Raw genomic sequence first — 20777 nt, 5'->3', positions numbered from 1 at the left:
CGCGGGCAATGGAATTCAACGGGAGGTATGGGCCGCGACGTCGTCCTTGGCCAGCCAGTACTCCACCAGGTGAACCCAGAAGCTGGCGGCCAGCGGCAGGGCCTCATCATTGAAGTCATAACCGGGGTTATGCACCATGCAGCTGCCTTCACCATCGCCATTACCGACAATGAAGTAGCAGCCTGGCACCTGTTCCAGCCAGTAGGCGAAATCCTCGCTGCCGGTGAGCGGCGGCAGGTCTTCCAGCACATTGACTGCCCCCAGGCACTCGCGTGCCAGCAGACTGGCCTGGTGGGTGATGATGTCGTCGTTGATCAGTACCGGATAGCCATGCTCGAAGGTGATGTCTGCGTGGGCACCATAAGCAGCTGCTTGCTGCTCGGCCAGCTGACGAATGCGCAGATGCAGCAGTTCGCGGACTTCGGCCTTCAAGGCACGTACAGTCAGACGCAACTCAGCACTAGCCGGAATGACATTGGCCGCGTCGCCAGCCAGCAAGGCACCGACTGTCACCACCGCAGTATCCAGCGGTGACACATTGCGCGACACGATGGTTTGCAGTGCCATCACCAGAGAGGCGGCCACCACCACGGGGTCGATGGCACGCTGCGGCCATGCACCATGTCCTCCAGTACCATGTACGCGGATGGTGATGGTGTCGGTGGAGGCCATGAAGGCCCCGGCCCGAAAACCCAGCTTGCCCAACGGGATGCCCGGCATGTTGTGCAGGGCAAAAATGGCATCGCAGGGAAAGCGCTGGAACAGGCCTTCATCCAGCATGCGCTTGGCACCCGAGCCGCCATGTCCTTCTTCGGCCGGCTGGAAAAACAGGTGCAAGGTACCGGAAAAACGACGGCTGCGGGCCAGTTCGCAGGCGGCCGCCAGCAGGATGGCGGTATGGCCGTCATGACCACAGGCATGCATCTTGCCGTCTATCCGGCTGGCCCAGGGCTGCGTACCGGTTTCCTGGATGGGCAGGGCATCCATGTCGGCGCGCAAACCGATACTCGGGCCCTTGCCGCACCGCAAGGTAGCCACCACACCGGTGCCACCGATACCGTGATGCACCTCATATCCCCAGGCCTGCAGCTTTTCGCTGACCAGCCGGCTGGTATTGAACTCTTCGAAACCCAATTCGGGGTGGGCATGCAGCTGCCGCCGCAAGCTGATCATTTCATCGGCAATGTGCTGGATACCCGGCAGGATGGGGCTGTACATGGTGGGAAGTCTCCGCGAGTGCAGGGAAGGAAGTGCAGAGACTGAAAGAAAAGCGGGGTATTGCGATACCGGAAGAAAGGGCAGTTTGAATCAAGCCGGCCAGGACAGCCCTGGCCGGGCGGGGTGCAGACGGAAAATACCCGTTACGTATCAGTCAAATCGCAGGGTGTAGCGCGACTCCACCGAGGCATTGGTACCGGCACGCAACACCATGGACCAGCCCTTGCTGAGCTGATATGCCAGTTTGACTGCCTGGTCGGCACTGGTCACGCCATATTCGTAACCCAGATACAGCTCACGGGTGAGCTGACGTCCAACGGTGACCACCTGCTCGGCCGGGCTGACCGTACCATTGGCCAGGGTCCGTTCCTTGCGGCTGGCCATGCCCAGTTCATCGAACAGGCCGACATGGTCGTTGATGGACCCGGCCAGCATCAGGCCAGCCGATGCTGCCAGCGCGGAATCATCCCGATCACCACTGGCGGCATGCCCCAGCACCAGCCAAGCCAGCTTGTCCTTTTCCGACATGGATTCATCCGCCACCAGCCGGATGCGCGGCGCGGCGACGCTGCCGGACACCTCCACCCCTGCGCCCACCGGGGACAAATGGCGCTTGGCCACCACATTGAGCACCGGATTATCCAGCGGGCCGACAAAGCTGATGATGCCTTGTTCGATATCCAGATCCTGGCCATAGGCCTTGTAGCGCCCCTTCACCACCCGGACCTGACCGCGCGCACCAGGCGGCAAGCCGGGACTGGCGGTGACCTTGACCACCCCGGTCAGTTCGACATCCAGCCCCTGGCCGACAAAGCGGAAGCGGTCTCCCAGATCCAGATCCAGCGCCACGGTCAGCGGCAGGCTGGCAAATGCCGAGGGTTCGGCTGGCTTGCGGCCCTTGACGATCACATCGTCGCTGAGTGTCGGCGCACCGCCCTTGGGCAGGTCGATCCGGCCCTGATCCGCCCGGATACGGCCGGTCAGGGCGATCTTGTGCTCCACCATGCTCAGTTCGGCGTTGCCGGACACCACCAGTTTGCGGCTGGGTTTGTCGAACACGCTGAATTTGTTGAGTGCCACGCGTACCACGGCATCCGGCCCGGCATCGCGCAAGTCCAGGCTGCCGCTGGCCACCACATCGCCCTGACCACTGGCAAAGCGCAATTTGTCCAGCACCAGGCTGCGGCCATTCAGATGGGCCTGCAACACACCATCGCCCAGATGAATACCGGTACGGTGGTCTGCCAGCATCAGCTTGCTGCCCTGGATATTGCCCTGCCCCTGCAACTGGCCCAGAGGGCCGGTCAGGGCCAGGTTGGCAGACAACTGGCCACCCAGTTCCAGCGCGGGTGAAGACAGCTGTGCCAGTGCGGCCAGCGATGGCAGTGACACGCTGACATTGGCTGCCAGCGGCGTGCGCATATCAATATTGCCGCCATTCCACGGCAGGCTGCCCTTGCCGGACAGCTGGGCATACTGGCTGTCGATATTGGTGTCAAAGCGCAGGCTGCCGCCATCCAGCCGCGCGTTGAGCTGCGCAGCCTTCAAGCCCAGTGGCGCGGGCCGCCCGGCTTCGGCAGGCAGGCGGATATCACCGGACACCCGTTTGAGCCACAGCTCGCCTTGCGGCTGTTTGCCATTGAGATTCAGGGCCCAGGCACTGTCCAGCACCAGGTTCTGTTCCACCGGCAGGGACAAGAGCGGTGCCAGCTCGGTCAGATGCAGGCCTTCGGCATGGCCGCGGGTGGTGAGAATGCCGTTACTGCGCTCCAGTCCGGCCAGCGAGAGGCTGCCACCCAGCAAGCGGAAGCGTGCCGCACCCAGCCGCACCCGCGCGGCCCCGGCCTCGACCGCCAGCGGCGATTGCAGGCTGAGGCCCGGTTTGCCGGCAAGCTCCAGCCGCTCCAGCATGCCCTGCCATTGCCCGCTGTTGGCCGGCAAGCCGCCACTGGCCGCCAGTTGCAGCTGATAGGCTTGTCCGGCCAGTCGCAGTCGGCCATCCAGTTGCAACTGGTGGCGGGTACGGGTGCCATTGCCCTGCGCGCGCAGTTGTTCGGCACTGAAGCTGCCCGCCTGCAGCTTGTCCGCCGCCAGTTGCAGGCGGAAGGGGCTGCCCGCATCGGCCTTGATGTCGCCATCCAGACTGAGGCTTTGTACTGACATATCCCCAGGCAGGTGCAAGCGCTCGGCGCGCAGGCTGGTACTGAGCAGCGGTGCCCTGGGTGTTCCGCTCAATTCCGCCTGCCCCTTGATGGTGCCGGAAAAACCACGGCCCAGCAGGGAGAGATTGGGAGCGTCAATCAGTAGCTTGAGTTTGTCCCCGGCCACGCCATAAGCGCCACTGGCTTGCAGCCGGTTGCTGGCCAGGGTGAGGTCGGCCAGCAACTGATGCAGGCGCTGGCCTTGCCAGTCAGCACTGAGCTGGCCGGACAAGGGCGCGCCGGACAGGCGGCTGGGAGAAAACTTCAAGGCGATCTTGCCAGAGAGCGGCTGGGCCAGCTGGCCACTGGCCTTGATGGCGGCATTGAGCTCGCCCACCGGCAAGCCAGCTTGCAAGCGGGACGGGTCAGCCTTTTGCAACTGTCCTTCCAGTTGGTAAAGCTGCTTGCCCTCCAGACCCAGCTTGCCGGATGCCTGCAGTTTGCCGGCACCTGCCGTCAGCGCCAGTTGGCGCAGCAACAGGGTTCTGCCTGTGGCGTCCTGTTCGAAACCCAGCGCGGTTTCCAGCTGCAGGCTCTTGCCATACAGGCTGGCCCGGATGTCCGGCCCGGCCAGTGGGCCGGCAACACGGGCGGTGCCCTTGATGATGTCATCCGGCGCGGTCGCATACAGGGTTTTGAGACTGATATTGTGCAGCAGCGCCACCATGTCGAGCGAGCCAGGCTCCACCTTGCCGGTCAGGTTCAGCTGCCCCTCACCCAGCTGGGCCATCAGCTTGTCCAGGTACAGCACCTTGTCATCAGCACGGAACTCGCCCACCAGCAGCGACATGGGTACCTGGTTGGCAGAAACCGGGCCGGGCTGGCTGTTCAGCAGCGACAGGCCGCCCTTGATGCGCGAGCCGCCATCCGGCTCGGCATGTACGGCAAAACCCAGCCGCGCCTTGGGCCAGGCCGGGAACAGCGACTGGGGATTGATGCCGCCTACCCGCACATCCAGTCGGCCAAAGCGGTTGTAGGGATTGAGGGCAAACGGCCGCAGCACACCATGCGCTTCTACCAGCATGCCTTTGCCACTGCCGGTGCCATCCACTTGCAAGGCCAGCAGCTGGCCGCTCAATTGCAGCCGGGCCTGCACCGGAATCTGCTCCAGCTCGCCCTGGGCACTGAGTTGGCCCTGAGTGGCAAATGGCGTGCTGTCGGCGATGGACAGACGGGCGCTGGTGCTGCCCCAAGGTGTTTGCAATTGCGCCAGCTGTAGTTGGTGCTGCTGGTTCTGGTAGGCATAACCGGCCTGCAAGCCATACAGCCGGACATCGGCCGGCAGCAGGGTGAGGCTGGCCAGTTGCAGGCGTTCCACCCGGATATCCAGTGGCAAGGACAGGGAGGTGGGCGCACCGGCAGGTGGCGTTGCCGGAGCCGGACGGCTGTTCACCCGGACATGGCCGATATCAAGCAGCTGTACTTGCAGGCGGCGCTGCCACAAGTCCGACGCTTGCCATTGCAGTTGCAGGCGGTCGATGTCGACATCCTGGTAGCGTGCGCGCCAGCGGATATCGTGCAGGGTAAAACCGGACCACAGGCTGCCTTCGCTACGGGCAATGCTCAATTGCTGCTGGCTCAGTGCCGGCAGTTGCTGGCAAAGCCAGCTCAGGCCCTGTGCGCTGCCACCCAGCCAGCCCAGTGCAGTACACAGCGCAAGCAGCACCAGCAGGCAGAGCAGACGGCCCCAGCGGCGGCGTGGCGGTTTTGGCTGAGGTGGCGGGCTGGCCTGCGGCCCTGCTGCCTGGTCTGGCAATGGAGTGTCCTGCATCAGAATGCCAACCCCAGGCTCATGTTCCAGCGCAACTTACCGTCCTTTTCTGCCTTGGCAATATCCAGAGAGAGTGGTGCCACCGGGCTCATCCAGCGCAAACCGACACCATTGGCGTGTTCCAGTTTGAAGCTTTGCCAGCTTTGCGCGGCATTACCGGCATCATGGAACAGCGCCAGCGCCCAGTCCTTTGCCACCGGAATCTGGTATTCCAGCGTGGCTGTCGCCACGACACGCCCCCCGACCACCGCGCCATCCGGCCCTGGCAGACCCAGGCTCTGGTAATCATAACCGCGCACGCTATTGGAACCACCGGCACGGAACAGCTGGGAGGACGGCACTTCATCGCTGTCCTTGGCCCACACCTGCCCCACTTCCAGCCGGGTCAGCAAGGTGCCGTACTTGGGCCAGGGGCTCCAGTAACTGACACCGCGGGCATAGCCACGCACAAAGCTGGTGGTGGACAGCAAGCCGCCCAGCGTACTGGACAAGGAAGCATCCAGCAGGGTGCCGGAGCGGGGACGCAAGGTGTCGTCCACATCGCGCCGCGTCCAGCCGAACACACCAAGCAAGGCCCGGGTATTGTTGCTGGGCGTGTTGCCGATGGTTTCCTTTTCCTGGATGAACTCCACGCCGAAGCGGGCGTTGATTTTTTCGTGGCTGCGAATGCGCCAGGCACCGGCATCGATCGAGGTGGTTTTCACCCCCTGGATATCGGTTTCCTTGAATGTGGATGTAATGGAGTGCGAGTAATTGTCCGCCTGACGCGGGAAACCCAGGCCGAGGCTGAGATTGCGGTCGCTGTTTTTCCAGTCCAGCAAGGCCGAGCCGGTCCAGCCTTTGCCAAACAGATTGTAGTAGTCGTAACCGATACGGACACCCGGCCCGTCTTCCGAATCATAAGTGAGGCCCAATTCCAGCTTTTGCTTGGGGAATTCGGTCAGACTCACCTCGACCGGCACTTCCTTATCGCTGATGCGGCCCATATCAGCACTGACCACCACGCCGGAATATTGCGGGGCCTGCTCCAGCGCCGACTGGTAATCCAGCAATTTCTTTTGCTGGTAAGGGTCGCCCTGGCGGAAGTCGGCAAGGCCGGTGGCCACATTCAGCGGGTAGCGCTTGTTACCGCTGATATGGGTGGGGCCAAAACGGATCAGCGGGCCGCTGTCCAGCTCCACCAGCAGCTGGGCGCGATGCGTCTGCGGGTCGATATCGGCCTGACTCCTGGCGATTTTTGCCAGCGGGAAGCGATCAACGGTAAGCAGGCGCAGGATGGCGCGTTTGCTGCTGCTCCAGTCGTCCTGCCGGTAGGGTGCCGCAATGGGCAGCGACCAGGCTTCCAGCACCGCGGCCAGACGCTGGCGGTAATCGGCTTGCTGGCGGATGTCGCCATTCAGTTGCAGGGTGACATCATCGATGATGACCGGTTCGCCAGGTTCCACCTTGATGACATAGTGATGCTCGCCCTGCTCCTCCACCCGGACAACGGCACTGAAATAGCCTTCGGTCTCCAGCAGTGCCTGGGCCGCACCCGGGGTTTCCTTGATGATGGCCTGCAGCTGGAAATCGTCCAGGTCCGGGTCGTTGCGGGCGGAAACCAGTTCCAGATGATCATTCAACAGGCTGCCAAGGCTCGACGGAGCATCCACGCTGACGGTGTAATCCACCTTGGCCCAGGCTGGTGCGGCACACAGCGTCAGGGCAAGGGCGGATGACAAGGCAAGGGGATAGGTTCGTGGCAGCATGTCGGCATTCATCTGGAATCCGACTGATGGTAGCGAAACTGGTTCAGTCTGGCGAGGGCTGTTGGCAGAGCGGGTGGAGGGTACTGCCAAAAAAAAGGGCGGAATGATCCGCCACAAGACTGAGAGAGATAAGACACGACCCGCCAGCGGCGGGCCGGGACTGCAGGCAGCCTGCCCGGCCTTGCGGCCGGACTGGCAGCTTACTTCTTGCGCTGCGGCGGCAGGTCCGTGCAGCTACCCTCGAATACTTCGGCAGCCATGCCGATGGATTCGCCCATGGTGGGGTGCGGGTGAATGGTCTTGGCGATGTCTTCGGCATCGCAGCCCATTTCGATGGCCAGGCAGATTTCACCGATCATGTCGCCGGCGTGCGGGCCGACAATGCCGCCACCAATCACCTGATGGGTAGCCGGATCGAAAATCAGCTTGGTGAAGCCTTCATCACGACCATTGGCAATGGCGCGACCGGACGCAGCCCACGGGAAGACGGATTTCTCCACCTTGATGCCCTGTTTCTTGGCTTCGTCTTCGGTCATGCCCACCCAGGCCACTTCCGGATCGGTATAGGCCACACCCGGAATCACGCGGGCATCGAAGAAGGCCTTGTGGTCGGCGCAGTTTTCTGCGGCAACGTGGCCTTCATGCACGCCCTTGTGCGCCAGCATCGGCTGACCGACGATGTCGCCAATGGCGTAGATGTGCGGCACATTGGTGCGCTGCTGCTTGTCCACCGGGATGAAGCCACGGTCGGTCACGGCCACGCCAGCGTTTTCCGCACCCAGCAGCTTGCCGTTGGGCGCGCGGCCGGTGGCGTACAGCACCAGGTCGTAACGTTGCGGTTCTTTCGGTGCCTGCTCGCCCTCGAAGGTAACGTACACGCCGTCTTCCTTCGGCTCGACAGCCACGGTCTTGGTGTTCAGCATGATGTTGTCGAAGCGGTGGGCATTCCACTTCTGCCATACCTTGACCAGGTCACGGTCGGCACCCTGCATCAGGCCGTCCAGCATTTCCACCACGTCCAGGCGTGCGCCCAGCGTGGAGTAAACGGTACCCATTTCCAGACCGATGATGCCGCCACCGATGATCAGCATCTTTTCCGGCACGGCTTTCAGTTCCAGCGCGCCGGTGGAATCCACCACACGCGGATCATCCGGAATGAACGGCAGTTTCACCACGCGCGAACCGGCGGCGATGATGGCGTTCTTGAACTTGACGATGGTCTTCTCGCCACTCTCTTCACGACCGTTGCCGGTGGTGACCGATACTTCGATGTGATGCGGGTCGATGAAGCGGCCATTGCCACGTACGATCTGCACCTTGCGCGCCTTGGCCATGCCGGCCAGGCCACCGGTCAGCTTGCCGATGACCTTTTCCTTGTAGCCGCGCAACAGGTCGATATCCACTTCCGGCTTGCCGAACTTGATGCCGTTGGCAGCCAGATGGCTTACTTCGTCAATCACGGCGGCATTGTGCAGCAGGGCCTTGGACGGGATGCAGCCCACGTTCAGGCACACGCCACCCAGGGTGGAGTAACGCTCGACGATGACCACTTTCTGGCCCAGGTCGGCCGCGCGGAAGGCGGCGGAATAACCGCCAGGGCCACCGCCCAGTACCATCACGTCGCATTCGATATCGGCACCACCTGCGTGGCTGGCGGCCACCGGGGCAGCTTGCGGCGCGAAACCGGCATCGGTGTGCGCCGAGGCCACACCGGTGGTTTCCAGCGGCTTGGCTTCTGCCGGGGCGGCGCTGGCTGCGGCAGCGGCTTCGACGATGACGATCACATCACCTTCGCTTACCTTGCTGCCCACGGCCACTTTGACTTCCTTCACCACACCGGCGGTTTCCGCCGGCACTTCCATGGTGGCCTTGTCGGTTTCCAGGGTGATGAGGCTGTCGTCCTTGCTCACCACATCGCCCGGCTTCACAAAGACTTCGATCACGTCCACATTGCTGTGACCGCCGATATCCGGGACTTTCAGTTCAATCAGATTGCTCATGGTTTTCCATCCGTTGGGCGGAAGCTGACGGCTTTGCCGGGAGCATTCCGCCGTATTTCATGCGGCAAGGAGAAGGCGGAATGCCCCTGCGGGGTTCCGCCCTACCATCACAGGATCAGGCGACGCACGTCGGACAGCAGCTTGCCCAGATGCACGGTGAAGCGCGCGGCAGCAGCGCCGTCGATCACGCGGTGATCGAAGGACAGCGACAGCGGGCACATCAGGCGCGGTGCGAATTCCTTGCCGTTCCATACCGGCTTGATCTGGCTCTTGCACACACCCAGGATGGCCACTTCCGGCGCATTCACGATCGGGGTGAAGCTGCTGCCACCAATGCCACCCAGGCTGGAGATGGTGAAGGTGGCGCCTTGCATGTCGGTCGGCTTGAGCTTGCCTTCGCGGGCTTGCAGCGACAGCTCGGTCAGTTCCTTGGCGATCTGCTTGATGCCCTTCTGGTCGACGTTCTTGATGACCGGTACCACCAGGCCATTCGGCGTGTCAGCTGCAAAGCCGATGTGGTAGTACTGCTTGAGCACCAGGTTGTCACCGTCCAGCGAGCTGTTAAAGGTGGGGAATGCCTTCAGGGCTTCGGCAGCAGCCTTGATGATGAAGGCCAGCGGCGAAATCTTCAGGCCGGATTTTTCCCATTCCTTGCCGATGGTCTTGCGGAAGTCTTCCAGCTCGGTGATGTCGCACTCGTCGTTGAACGTGACGTGCGGGATCATCACCCAGTTGCGGCTGAGGTTGGCACCGGAAATCTTCTGGATGCGCGACAGCGGCTTGGTTTCGATCGGGCCGAACTTGGCGAAGTCCACCTTCGGCCACGGCAGCAGGTCCAGACCCACGCCGGAACCACCAGCAGCGGCCGGAGCGGCAGCCACCGGGTTCTGCATCACGCTCTTGACGAAGGCCTTCACGTCGGCGTCGATGATGCGGCCCTTGCGGCCCGTACCCTTGACGCGGCCCAGGTCCACACCCAGTTCGCGGGCCAGACGGCGTACCGACGGACCTGCATGGGCCTTGGAGAAGCTGGCTTCGTTGATGGCGGGCAGGCTGGCGCTGGCAGCAGCCGGGGCAGCGGCGGCAGGTGCAGCGGCGACAGGAGCCGGGGCAGGCGCAGCAACAGCCGGGGCCGGTGCGGCAGCAGGAGCGGCTACCGGTGCAGCAGCGGCAACAGCGCCTTCCACGACCACAATCAGGTCGCCCTGGCTGACCTTGCTGCCAACGGCAACCTTGACTTCAACGACCTTGCCAGCGGCAGTGGCTGGCACTTCCATGGTGGCCTTGTCGGTTTCCAGCGTGATCAGGGAATCGTCCACGCTGATCACGTCGCCCACCTTGACCGATACTTCGATCACGTCCACACCGTTGTGGCCGCCGATGTCCGGCACCACGATGTCGATGCGACCGCTGGCAGCCGGTGCGGCAGCCGGTGCGGCAACCGGTGCAGCTGCCGGAGCGGCGGCAACGGCGGCCGGTGCAACAGCAGCAGGTGCCGCGGCCGCCGGAGCAGGCGCGGCTGCGCTGGCGCCGACTTCCAGGATGGCGATGACGTCGCCTTCGGAAATCTTGCCGCCAACGGCGACTTTCACTTCCTTGATGACACCGGCCGCTTCGGCCGGCACTTCCATGGTGGCCTTGTCGGTTTCCAGGGTGATCAGCGAATCGTCCACTGCCACGGTCTGACCGGCGGTGATGAATACTTCGATGATGTCTACATTGCTGTGCCCACCGATGTCGGGCACTTTCAGTTCGATCAGATTGCTCATGAGCTTTCCATCCGTAGAGCGGCGGCACCTGTACGGTACCGCCACCGATATTCGGCTACGTTGCAAGCCAGCCCCGGCGGGGCGGGCTCGCTACCTCAAGCTTGGCCGTATCCGGCCCGGCCTCATGCCTTCCAGGAAGGCAGCTTGTCAGCCTTGATGCCGTACTTGGCAATCGCTTCAGCCACCTTGGCTGCTTCGATCTTGCCTTCGCGGGCCAGGGCGGACAGGGCAGCCACGGCGACGTAGTGACGATCCACTTCGAAGAACTCGCGCAGCTTGGCGCGGCTGTCGGAGCGACCGAAACCGTCGGTACCCAGTACCACGTAGCGACCCGGTACGTATTCGCGGATCTGGTCGGCGTAGTTGCGGATGTAGTCGGTAGCGGCAATCACCGGACCGCTGCGGCCTTCCAGCTGCTGCTCGACAAAGGACTTGCGGGCGGCTTCGGTCGGGTGCAGCAGGTTGAAGCGGGAAGCTTCCATGCCGTCACGACGCAGCTCGTTGAAGGAGGTCACGCTCCAGATGTCGGACGCGATGCCGAAGTCGTTGCGCAACAGGTCTGCCGCAGCAATCACTTCACGCAGGATGGTGCCGGAGCCCATCAGCTGTACCTTCACCTTGGCGTCGCCGCCGTCCTTCAGCAGGTACATGCCCTTGATGATGCCCTGCTCGGCGCCTTGCGGCATGGCCGGGTGGGTGTAGTTCTCGTTCATCAGGGTGATGTAATAGAACACGTCCTCCTGCTCGCCATACATGCGGCGCAGACCGTCCTGCAGGATGACTGCCAGCTCGTAAGCGAAGGTCGGGTCGTAGGACACGCAGTTCGGAATCAGGCCAGCCTGGATGTGGCTGTGTCCGTCTTCGTGCTGCAGGCCTTCACCGTTCAGGGTGGTACGACCGGCAGTGCCGCCCAGCATGAAGCCACGGGCGCGCATGTCGCCGGCAGCCCAGGCCAGGTCGCCGATACGCTGGAAACCGAACATCGAGTAGTAGATGTAGAACGGAATCATCGGGATGCCGTGGTTGGCGTAGCTGGTGGCTGCGGCAATCCACGAGGACATCGCGCCCGGCTCGTTGATGCCTTCCTGCAGCATCTGGCCGTCTTTGGATTCCTTGTAGAACATCAGCTGGTCGGCGTCCTGCGGTACGTAGTTCTGACCCTGGGTGGACCAGATGCCGTACTGGCGGAACATGCCTTCCATACCGAAGGTACGGGATTCATCCGGTACGATCGGGACGATCTGCTTGCTGATGTTCTTGTCTTTCAACAGGGTACCCAGCATGCGCACGAAGGCCATGGTGGTGGAGAACTCGCGCTCGCCCGAATCACCCAGCTGGCTGTCGAAAATGTGCAGACCCGGGATGGCCAGCGGGGCCTTCACCGGTTTGCGGGCCGGCAGGTAACCACCCAGCGCGGCACGGCGTTCACGCATGTACTTCATTTCCGGGCTGTCTTCAGCTGGCTTGTAGTACGGCACCTTCGGCAGGTCTTCGTCGGATACCGGAATACCGAAGCGGTCGCGGAATTTGCGCAGGCTTTCGATATCCATCTTCTTGGCCTGGTGGGCAATGTTCTGCGCTTCACCGGACGAACCCATGCCATAACCCTTGATGGTCTTGGCCAGGATCACGGTCGGACGGCCGTTGGCATTGTGGGTGGCTTCGTAGTAAGCAGCGTATACCTTGTGCGGATCGTGGCCGCCACGGTTCAGGGCCCAGATCTCGTCGTCGGACATGTTGGCCACCATTTCGCGCAGCTCCGGGTACTTGCCGAAGAAGTGTTCGCGAACGTAGGCACCGTTCTTGGACTTGAAGGTCTGGTAGTCGCCGTCCACGCATTCGTCCATGCGCTTCTTCAGCAGGCCCTTGGTGTCCATGGCCAGCAGCGGATCCCAGCGGCTGCCCCAGATCACTTTCAGTACGTTCCAGCCGGAACCGCGGAAGTCGCCTTCCAGTTCCTGGATGATCTTGCCGTTGCCGCGCACCGGGCCGTCCAGGCGCTGCAGGTTGCAGTTGATGACGAAGATCAGGTTGTCCAGGCCTTCACGTGCGGCCAGGGCGATGGCACCCAGGGATTCCGGTTCGTCCATCTCGCCGTCGCCGCAGAAGCACCAAACCTTGCGACCCGGCGTACGGGCCAGGCCACGGCTTTCCAGGTACTTGAGGAAACGGGCCTGATAGATGGCCATCAGCGGGCCAAGACCCATGGATACGGTGGGGAACTGCCAGAAGTCGTCCATCAGCCACGGGTGCGGATAGGAGGACAGGCCGTTACCGTCCACTTCCTGACGGAAGCTGTCCAGTTGTTCTTCGGACAGGCGGCCTTCCAGGAAGGCGCGGGAATACACGCCCGGGGCAATGTGGCCCTGGAAGTAGATCAGATCACCGTCCTGCTCGTCGTTCGGAGCACGCCAGAAGTGGTTGAAACCAACATCGTACAGGGTAGCGGAGGACTGGAAGGATGCGATGTGGCCGCCCAGTTCCAGGTCTTTCTTGCCGGCGCGCAGAACCAGCGCAGCGGCGTTCCAGCGGTTGATGGAGCGGATGCGGTGCTCCATCTCGTGATTGCCGGGGGATTTCTGTTCTTTACCCACCGGGATGGTGTTCTGGTACGCGGTGGTCGCGTCGAAGGGCAGGTAGGCGCCACGGCGGCGGGTACGCTCAACCATGGTTTCCAGCAGGAAGTGCGCGCGCTCGGAACCTTCGGTATCCAGAACCGACTCCAGCGCTTCAGTCCACTCCTGGGTTTCCAGGGGATCGATATCGTCAGGGAAGGTTGCAGCCATATCTCATCCTCACATCGGGGTGACCGGGGTCGGGATCAGGTCCAGACCCACTTTATTGTGTTACCGGATCGAAAACGAAAAAACGAACCGGACTCGCTAGGGACAGATTATAAACGATCACTTTCGCAATAAAAATGTTCATTTATGAAAAGGCCCTCTGGTGTTGCGGAGTGTATAGTTTCATGAGGCAACAACGGAATAGGCAATTAGGGTTATCACTGAATATTTGCTCCATTTATCAGGATATTGCGCTGCATCATGTTGTTTTTTTGCGATACCACCATCAGCAGCACCGCCTCCGCTTTACTTCCCCGAATCCTTCTTTTCTTCTTTCAGCAATTTTTCAACTTCGCGCATGCGCGCTTCGATGGAAGAACGCAGGTAGAAGTCGTCGCCCTTGGCCTGGGAAGCAAACTGATATTGCTCCAGCGCCGCCTCGTAACGCCGTTCGAAGTAGAAGGCATTGCCCAGTGCCGCGTGATAACGCTGGGCGTCGCGGTCGGCATACAGGCGTGCTTCACTGCGATACAGCGCCGCATCACGCGGATAGCGGCTTTGCAGCTGCCGCAGCAGGGCCAGCGCACCAGGGCGATTGCCGCTGTCTATAAGGACATCCAGCTCGGCCATTTGCAAGGGCTGGCTGTCTTTGAACGCCTGCTGGCCCCGCCGCAGACTGGCCAGTGCACCAGCCCAGTCGCCCGCCTCGCGGGCAATGGCGGCCTCCTGCCCAAACAGCATGGGGTCGGCCGGCAAACGTGCTTCGGCCTTGCCCAGTGCCGTGCGGGCAGCCGGCAGGTGATGGGCGGCCAGCTGGGCGCGCGACAGCCCATACCACATTGCACCTTCGTTCAGATACTGACCTTTATCCAGCATCATTTGATAAAAACGCACTGCCTCGTCCGGAGCCAGGGTCATCACCCGCAGCTTTTCCCGCACCAGCAGGTAGGCGGTGCTGTCTGCCCTCATCTTGACCGGATACTCCAGCGCCCGGTTCTGTGCCTCGCTGATGCGCTGCGAAGTGACCGGGTGGGTGCGCAGGAAGGCATAGGCATTGTTGTCGCTGTAACGGTTGGCCGACTCCAGACGCTGGAAGAAGGCCGGCATGGTGCGCACGTCGAAACCGGCTTGCGCCAGGTATTGCATGCCTACGCGGTCTGCTTCACGTTCGAAATCGCGCGAAAAGGCCAGCTGGTTGGAAATCTGCAAGCCAAGTCCGGCTGACAGGGTGCCGATGGAAGCCTGACTGCCACCGGCACGCGAGGCCAGAACCGCTGCCAATACCGTACCCAGCAGCAAGAGCGGGCTGGTGGCCGACGTGGCTGCCTGCATGCGGGCAATGTGGCGCTGGGTGACATGGGCGGTTTCATGGCCGATCACCGAGGCCAGCTCGCCCTCACTCTGGGTGGCCACCACCAAGCCGCTGTTCACGCCAACATAGCCGCCGGGCATGGCGAAAGCGTTGATCTGCTTGTCGTTGACCACAAAGTAGCTCAGCTGCAAGCCGGGCACCCGCACGCTGGCCGACAGGCGATGACCCAGCGTGTTGATGTAATCATTCACTTCGGCATCGTCCAGCACGTCGCCGGCATCGCGCATGGCACGCATGAAGTCGCGCCCCAGGCGCGCTTCGTCCGCCATGGAGAGGGTGCTATCGGAAACATCGCCCAGATCGGGCAAGGCAGGCAGATCGGCATAGGCCAGCAGTGGCTGGGCCAGCATCATGGCCAGCAAGCTGGCAAGCAAGGTTTTTTTCATCTTGGATGTGAACAGGCAGCAGCGATTTGGTTGCAAGCTGACCTGACAAACGGTCAGCGCCCGGAATCGCCACAGCATAGCCCTGCACGCCGTGGCCGACCAGCATCAGCTGGTCGGGAAAACGGTGAAGAATTGTTCAGATTTGATAATCCGCCGGCCGGCTCAACGCCTGCCAGGCCGCCTGGGTGGACAGATGAACCCGTCCGGCAAATTGCTGTGACAGGCCGGTGCGCTGCAGGATGTCCGCCACCGGGCCCTTGATTTCGGCCAGATGCAGGCTCACGCCGGCCTGTTGCAAGGTCTGGTCCAGATTGGCCAGCATGGACAAGGCCGTGGTATCCACCCGGTTGACCGCGCTCATCACCAGCACCAGTTGTTGCGTGCCGGTAGCCAGCGCATGGCGGGCCAGCACGGCCTGCCGTACCTGACGGGCATTGCCGAAATACAGGCTTTCATCCACCCGCAGCAGCAGCACGCCGGGCAGGCTTTCCACCGCATGGCGTTCGCGGTTGCGAAAATGATGGGTGCCGGGCACCCGGCCCAGTACCGCGATATGCGGTCGGCTGCTGCGCCACAGCAAGGTGGTGAGCGACACCATCACCCCGGCAATGATGCCGCTATCTACCCCCAGCAGCAGTACCAGCCCGAAGGTAAGCAGCCAGGCTACCGCATCGGCCCGCTCGGCCAACCAGGCGCGCCGCAGGCTGGCGACATTCAGCATGGACAGCAAGGAAGCAATGATGATGGCCGCCAGCACCGGCAAAGGCAGCCGGGCCAGCAGCGCGCCGCCCCAGCAACTGAGCAGCAGCATGCCTGCCGCTGTCACCAGCGAAGCCAGCTGGGTATTGGCCCCGGCATCGGCATTGACCACGGAACGGCTCAGCCCGCCGGTGACCGGAAAGCCCCCCGCCAGCCCCGCGGCCACATTGCACAGTCCCAGGGCCAGCAGTTCGCGGTCAGGATCCACCGTTTCCTGTCGTCGTGCGGCCAGTAGCTGGGCCACGGACAGGCTTTGCACATAGTTGATCAGGGCGATGAAAAATGCCGGAATGGCCAGATCCGCCAGACGTGACAGGCTGATGGCCGGCATGGCCACGGCAGGCCACTGTGCATCGACCGGCCCCACCACCGGGACCTGCCATTGCGCGGACAAGGGCAGGCTGGCCAGCATCAGCAACACCGGAGCGGCACGCACCAGCAGGCGGGCAGTGGGCGCGGACAGGCGCAGACATTGCAATAGCGCCTCACCCCATTGACGCAGGGCCAGCAACAATAACAGCGCCAGCATGCCCAGCCCCAGCGCGGCAGGCTGCCAGGCGGAAAACTGCTGGCTGATGCCCAGCAACCATTGCGGGAGAGAACTGCCGGGCAGATGCAAACCGGCCAGCGGGCCAAGCTGGGAGAGCACAATCAGCACAGCAGAGGCAGTGGTAAAGGCGGAGAGTACCGGTTCGGACAGAAAGTCCGCCACAAAGCCCAGTCTGGCCACGCCCATCAACAGCAGCATCACCCCGGAGAGCACCGCCAGCCACAGCGCCAGTGCCAGATAGTCGCTACTGCCGGCCTCGGCAAAACGGGACAGCGTGGCGGCAGTCAGCAAGGAAGTCAGTGCCATCGGCCCTACCGACTGGGCATGACCACGCCCGACCAGGGCATATACCAGCAAGGGGACAATGCTGGCATACAAACCCGCCTGTGCCGGCAGGCCGGCCAGCAAGGCGTAGGCGAGGCTTTGCGGAATCAACAGCAGGGTGACAACCACACCAGCGCTCAGGTCACCGGCCAGCCATTGCCGCCGGTAAGCGGTCAGCCAGACCGGCCAGACCCGGTTCAGGACAGCCATTTGATCAGCGGGCGGGCGCACCACATGCCCAGCAACATGGCGACGACAAAATACACGCCTCCGGCCTGCCCCATGCCCACCAGCACCAGCCCCGGCCCCGGGCAGATACCAGCCAGACCCCAGCCAATGCCAAACAGGGCAGTGCCCACCACCAGCCTTGGCGTGAGCCTGCTTTTGTCCGGTAATTGCATGGGTTCCCCCAGCAGGCTGTGCGTTTGCCGCTCGGCCCGGCGAAAAGCGAAAAAACCAATGGCAATGGCACCGCCCATCACCAGCATCAGGCTGGGGTCCCACTGGCCGGTGACATCGAGAAAACCCAGCACCTTGGCCGGGTTGCTCATGCCGGACAGCAGCAGGCCCAGGCCAAACAACAGGCCGGCCAGTGCGGCAGAGAGTAATTTGCTCATGTTCAGCCCCCGTTCAGCCAGTGACGCACCACCAGCACCGTCAACATGGCACTGGCCATGAAAGTCAGCGTGGCCAGCAGGGAACGCGGCGACAAGCGGGACAGGCCGCACACACCATGTCCGCTGGTGCAGCCGGATGCCAGGCGCGTACCGACACCCACCAGTACGCCGGCCAGTAGCAAGCGCGGTAATGGTGCGTCCAGTTGCATGGCAGGCAGCGGGCCAATCAGGCCCGACCACAACAAGGGTGCCAGCAGCAGGCCCAATACAAAGGCCAGTTGCCACGACCAGTCACTCGCCCGGTCCAGCAGGCCGCCCAGCATGCCGCTGATACCGGCAATCCGTCCGTTGAACAACACCAGCCAGCTGGCAGCTACGCCAATCAGCAGGCCACCGGCCAGTGCGGCAGCCGGAGTAAAGCTAGCCCAGGCAATATTCACATTCACTCCTCGGTATGGGCGGCAGGCAGCGTGGCCGCCTCGTCCGCGCAAAACAGGCCATGCAAGGCAGACAGCATGGTCATCGCTTCGATACTGGCGATGCTGTAGTAAATCCACTTGCCTTCGCGCCGGGTATTCACCAGACCTTCGTTGCGCAACACGCCCAGTTGCTGTGACAAGGTGGGTTGCCGGATGCCGGTGAGCGACTCCAGCTCGGAAACCGTCTTTTCGCCGTCTACCAACTGGCACAACAACAGCAAGCGGTCCTGGTTGGCCAGGCTCTTGAGCAAGGCCGCAGCCCGGCCGGCATTTGCCCGCAGCACATTCAAATCCATGTTATCCACCCCTCTGGCACTCCGCACGCCACTGTCTCTTGAACGTGGCAAGGATGCGTAGCAAATTATAATATATATTATAGTATATTGTATTGCTGACCGCTGTGGTCAGCCCTGCCCTAACGAACACCGCCAAGGGAAGCGCCGAATCCATCATGCCGAAACCTGAAATCGCCACTTTTTTCGATCCGGCCACCGCCACGGCAAGCCATGTGGTGTACGACCATCCCGGCGGGCATGCCGCCATTATCGACCCGGTGCTGGACTACGACGCCAAATCCGGCCGTACCGCCCGGCACAGCGCACAACAATTGCTGGACTTCCTGCAAGCGCAGCGCCTGACGCTGCAATGGATACTGGAAACCCATGCCCATGCCGACCACCTGTCCGCCGCCGCCTGGCTACAGCAACAGGCAGGCGGGCTGATTGGCATCGGGCAGGACATTGTGCAGGTACAAGGCATTTTCAAGGCGGTGTTCAACCTGGGGCATGATTTTGCCACCGACGGCAGCCAGTTCGACCACTTGTTTGCCGATCAGGAAGATTTTTACATCGGCACCCTCCCGGCACGGGCGCTGTCGGTTCCCGGCCACACCCCGGCGGACATGGCCTATCAGGTTGGCGATGCGGTTTTTGTCGGCGATACGCTGTTCATGCCCGATGTAGGCAGCGCACGCTGTGATTTTCCCGGCGGCAATGCGGCCACGCTGTATCAATCAGTACAGCGACTGCTGGCGCTGCCGGACGATACCCGCCTGTTGCTGTGCCACGACTACCCGAACAATGGCCGCGCCATTGCCTGGCAAAGCACGGTGGCGGAGCAGAAACAGCACAATATCCACCTGCATCAAGGCATCAGTCAGGCTGACTTCATTGCCCTGCGCGAAGCACGCGATGCCACACTGGAGATGCCGCTGCTGATCCTGCCGGCCATCCAGCTGAATATCCGCGCCGGGCGCTTTCCGGCAGCAGAAAGCAATGGCGTGGCTTACCTGAAAATACCGCTGGATATGTTGTAGACTCAAACGTGTGTTTCAAACCGGACCTCCCTGTCATGCCAGCAGCCGTTTTACCCGCCGCACCGGACTGTATGCAGGATGCACACGGCCACATCAGGTTCGGCCGCTACCAGGGCTGTATTGCCCGGCTGGACTGGCCCCGGCCCGAAGGCCGCTGGCAGCGCATGCTGCAACGTCTGCGCCACAAACGCTGGCAGTATCTGGCCTTGACCCATCCGGACTATGTCATTGCACTGGCGGTGGTGGATGTCGGCTGGACCGGTGCCGCCTTTGCCTATCTGTTTGATCGGCGCACTGGACGGCTGCTGGCAGATGTCACCACCGACAGCTTTCCCCGCCATGGTGCAGAAGTCGCCGACCAGCCCTTTGCCGATGCCGCATTTTCCAGCCGCGCCCTTGCCATCCGCTTCAGTGCCTGCGGCAGCTATCTGGCGGTAGACCTGCAATCACCCGCCCTGAAACTGGCCGCCCATGTGGACATCGGCACCATGCCGCCGGTACTGGCCGCCATTGCACCTTTAGGTGCACACAGCCACAGCACGCACAAATCCGGCGCTCTGGCGGTAAGCGGTTTTGCCGACTGCCATGGCCAGCGCTACTCGCTGGACGGGGCGGTGGCCAGCCTGGATTACAGCAACGGCTTGCTGCCCCGCGAGACGGCCTGGCGCTGGGCCAGCGCGCACCGGGCGGGGCTTGGCTTCAATCTGCAACAGGGTTACATGGCCCAGCACGAAAACGCCGTCTGGCTGGAACAGCAGCTGTTTGCGCTGGAAGGTGTACAGTTTCACTTCGAGCCGCAGCAGCCCTTGCGTCCCTGGCATATCAGCGATGACGATGGTTTGCTGGACTTGCAGTTCACCCCGGAAGGCTTGTGCCGGAAAAATCAGAACCTTCTGATCGCCGCTAGCCGTTATATTCAGGTTATTGGTCGTTTCGACGGCCATCTTGTCCATCCCGTCAGCGGTGCACGTCATGTGGTGCAGGGGCTGAGCGGGGTAACCGAAGACCACTATGCCCGTTGGTAACGCTATGACTGTCATCATCCGCCCCGCCAGTTATCAGGATGTCCCCGCACTGACCGCGCTGACCGAGGAAATGGGCTACCCCGCGGACAGCCAGGCCCTGAGCGACCGGCTGACCATGCTGCTGGGCAGTCCGGACCTGCACCAGCTGTGGGTGGCAGAAATCCAGGGCGAAGTGGCCGGCTGGCTGCATGCGTTCTGGCGGCCGCTGCTGGATGCCCCGGCGGCAGTAGAAATAGGCGGACTGGCCATCAGCCTGCGCTGGCGACGGCATGGTGCCGGGCGGGCGCTGGTGCATGTGGCGGAGCGCTGGGCCCGCACCAAAGGGGCCACCACCGTCACCCTGCGTGCGGCCATCCATCGCGACGAAGCGGCAGACTTCTACCAGCGCCAGGGCTATGCACTGAGCCAGCGCACCTTCCGCAAGCAGCTGGACACCAAGGACTGAGCGACACGCCGGTCC

At 62.5% G+C, this 20777-nt stretch carries 14 protein-coding genes; 3 read left to right on the top strand and 11 right to left on the bottom strand.

The genetic code is table 11. From position 1 onward, the window contains the following. Window positions 1–15: 15 nt before the first annotated feature. From DKK66_RS08575 to DKK66_RS08525, 11 genes are all read right to left on the bottom strand, one after another. A complete protein-coding gene (locus tag DKK66_RS08575) occupies window positions 16–1218 on the bottom strand; it encodes a M20 aminoacylase family protein (protein ID WP_131357148.1) in 1203 nt (400 codons plus the stop codon). A gap of 150 nt (window positions 1219–1368) precedes the next feature. Beyond that, window positions 1369–5190 carry a translocation/assembly module TamB domain-containing protein gene (locus DKK66_RS08570; protein WP_131357146.1) on the bottom strand — a complete coding sequence of 1274 codons (3822 nt, stop codon included), beginning with the start codon at window positions 5188–5190 and terminating at the stop codon, window positions 1369–1371. Next, window positions 5190–6938: an autotransporter assembly complex family protein gene (locus DKK66_RS08565; protein WP_242673590.1), complete on the bottom strand. Its 1749-nt coding sequence runs from the start codon at window positions 6936–6938 to the stop codon at window positions 5190–5192. The genes DKK66_RS08570 and DKK66_RS08565 overlap by 1 nt, the downstream gene beginning before the upstream one ends. A 200-nt stretch (window positions 6939–7138) precedes the next feature. After that, the gene (gene lpdA / locus DKK66_RS08560; RefSeq protein ID WP_045845811.1) at window positions 7139–8938 is read right to left on the bottom strand and encodes a dihydrolipoyl dehydrogenase; all 1800 of its coding nucleotides are present in this window, start codon (window positions 8936–8938) and stop codon (window positions 7139–7141) included. A 107-nt stretch (window positions 8939–9045) separates the two neighbouring features. Next, entirely contained in the window at window positions 9046–10707 is a 1662-nt protein-coding gene (gene aceF / locus DKK66_RS08555; RefSeq protein ID WP_131357143.1) for a dihydrolipoyllysine-residue acetyltransferase, read from the bottom strand. Between the two features lie 122 nt (window positions 10708–10829). Next, window positions 10830–13493 (bottom strand): pyruvate dehydrogenase (acetyl-transferring), homodimeric type, encoded by a 2664-nt coding sequence (gene aceE / locus DKK66_RS08550; protein ID WP_062790434.1) that lies wholly within the window; start codon window positions 13491–13493, stop codon window positions 10830–10832. A gap of 303 nt (window positions 13494–13796) precedes the next feature. Beyond that, window positions 13797–15248 (bottom strand): M48 family metalloprotease, encoded by a 1452-nt coding sequence (locus tag DKK66_RS08545; RefSeq protein WP_045845814.1) that lies wholly within the window; start codon window positions 15246–15248, stop codon window positions 13797–13799. Between the two features lie 136 nt (window positions 15249–15384). Then, window positions 15385–17091: a SulP family inorganic anion transporter gene (locus tag DKK66_RS08540; RefSeq protein ID WP_131357140.1), complete on the bottom strand. Its 1707-nt coding sequence runs from the start codon at window positions 17089–17091 to the stop codon at window positions 15385–15387. Further along, window positions 17079–17498 (bottom strand): DUF6691 family protein, encoded by a 420-nt coding sequence (locus tag DKK66_RS08535; protein ID WP_131357137.1) that lies wholly within the window; start codon window positions 17496–17498, stop codon window positions 17079–17081. Before DKK66_RS08535 ends, DKK66_RS08540 begins: the two co-directional genes overlap by 13 nt. 2 nt (window positions 17499–17500) lie before the next feature. Then, entirely contained in the window at window positions 17501–17938 is a 438-nt protein-coding gene (locus DKK66_RS08530; RefSeq protein WP_131357134.1) for a YeeE/YedE family protein, read from the bottom strand. A gap of 2 nt (window positions 17939–17940) precedes the next feature. After that, window positions 17941–18273, bottom strand: coding sequence for a helix-turn-helix transcriptional regulator (locus DKK66_RS08525; RefSeq protein WP_045845817.1), 333 nt, complete (start codon window positions 18271–18273; stop codon window positions 17941–17943). A gap of 155 nt (window positions 18274–18428) precedes the next feature. On the opposite strand from DKK66_RS08525, the gene DKK66_RS08520 reads away from it, so the two are divergent. The 3 genes from DKK66_RS08520 to DKK66_RS08510 are packed head-to-tail and all read left to right on the top strand — an operon-like array spanning window position 18429 to window position 20762. Further along, window positions 18429–19292, top strand: coding sequence for an MBL fold metallo-hydrolase (locus tag DKK66_RS08520; RefSeq protein ID WP_131357131.1), 864 nt, complete (start codon window positions 18429–18431; stop codon window positions 19290–19292). A 35-nt stretch (window positions 19293–19327) separates the two neighbouring features. Further along, a complete protein-coding gene (locus DKK66_RS08515; protein WP_131357129.1) occupies window positions 19328–20317 on the top strand; it encodes a DUF2804 domain-containing protein in 990 nt (329 codons plus the stop codon). 4 nt (window positions 20318–20321) lie between these two features. Further along, window positions 20322–20762 (top strand): GNAT family N-acetyltransferase, encoded by a 441-nt coding sequence (locus DKK66_RS08510; protein WP_062790422.1) that lies wholly within the window; start codon window positions 20322–20324, stop codon window positions 20760–20762. Window positions 20763–20777 lie beyond the last annotated feature (15 nt).

The sequence above is a fragment of the Aquitalea sp. USM4 genome, from assembly GCF_004328945.1.
Taxonomy (GTDB): Bacteria; Pseudomonadota; Gammaproteobacteria; order Burkholderiales; family Chromobacteriaceae; genus Aquitalea; species Aquitalea pelogenes.
Note: the sequence above shows the minus strand (reverse complement) of the source record. Positions and strands in the feature narration are given on the sequence as shown.

What these genes read in the sequence shown, in the direction of transcription:
- DKK66_RS08575 (WP_131357148.1), bottom strand. Translation starts at nt 1,218, where the DNA reads ATGTACAGCCCCATCCTGCCGGGTATCCAGCACATTGCCGATGAAATG.
- DKK66_RS08570 (WP_131357146.1), bottom strand. Translation starts at nt 5,190, where the DNA reads ATGCAGGACACTCCATTGCCAGACCAGGCAGCAGGGCCGCAGGCCAGC.
- DKK66_RS08565 (WP_242673590.1), bottom strand. Translation starts at nt 6,938, where the DNA reads ATGCTGCCACGAACCTATCCCCTTGCCTTGTCATCCGCCCTTGCCCTG.
- lpdA (WP_045845811.1), bottom strand. Translation starts at nt 8,938, where the DNA reads ATGAGCAATCTGATTGAACTGAAAGTCCCGGATATCGGCGGTCACAGC.
- aceF (WP_131357143.1), bottom strand. Translation starts at nt 10,707, where the DNA reads ATGAGCAATCTGATCGAACTGAAAGTGCCCGACATCGGTGGGCACAGC.
- aceE (WP_062790434.1), bottom strand. Translation starts at nt 13,493, where the DNA reads ATGGCTGCAACCTTCCCTGACGATATCGATCCCCTGGAAACCCAGGAG.
- DKK66_RS08545 (WP_045845814.1), bottom strand. Translation starts at nt 15,248, where the DNA reads ATGAAAAAAACCTTGCTTGCCAGCTTGCTGGCCATGATGCTGGCCCAG.
- DKK66_RS08540 (WP_131357140.1), bottom strand. Translation starts at nt 17,091, where the DNA reads ATGGCTGTCCTGAACCGGGTCTGGCCGGTCTGGCTGACCGCTTACCGG.
- DKK66_RS08535 (WP_131357137.1), bottom strand. Translation starts at nt 17,498, where the DNA reads ATGAGCAAATTACTCTCTGCCGCACTGGCCGGCCTGTTGTTTGGCCTG.
- DKK66_RS08525 (WP_045845817.1), bottom strand. Translation starts at nt 18,273, where the DNA reads ATGGATTTGAATGTGCTGCGGGCAAATGCCGGCCGGGCTGCGGCCTTG.
- DKK66_RS08520 (WP_131357131.1), top strand. Translation starts at nt 18,429, where the DNA reads ATGCCGAAACCTGAAATCGCCACTTTTTTCGATCCGGCCACCGCCACG.
- DKK66_RS08515 (WP_131357129.1), top strand. Translation starts at nt 19,328, where the DNA reads ATGCCAGCAGCCGTTTTACCCGCCGCACCGGACTGTATGCAGGATGCA.
- DKK66_RS08510 (WP_062790422.1), top strand. Translation starts at nt 20,322, where the DNA reads ATGACTGTCATCATCCGCCCCGCCAGTTATCAGGATGTCCCCGCACTG.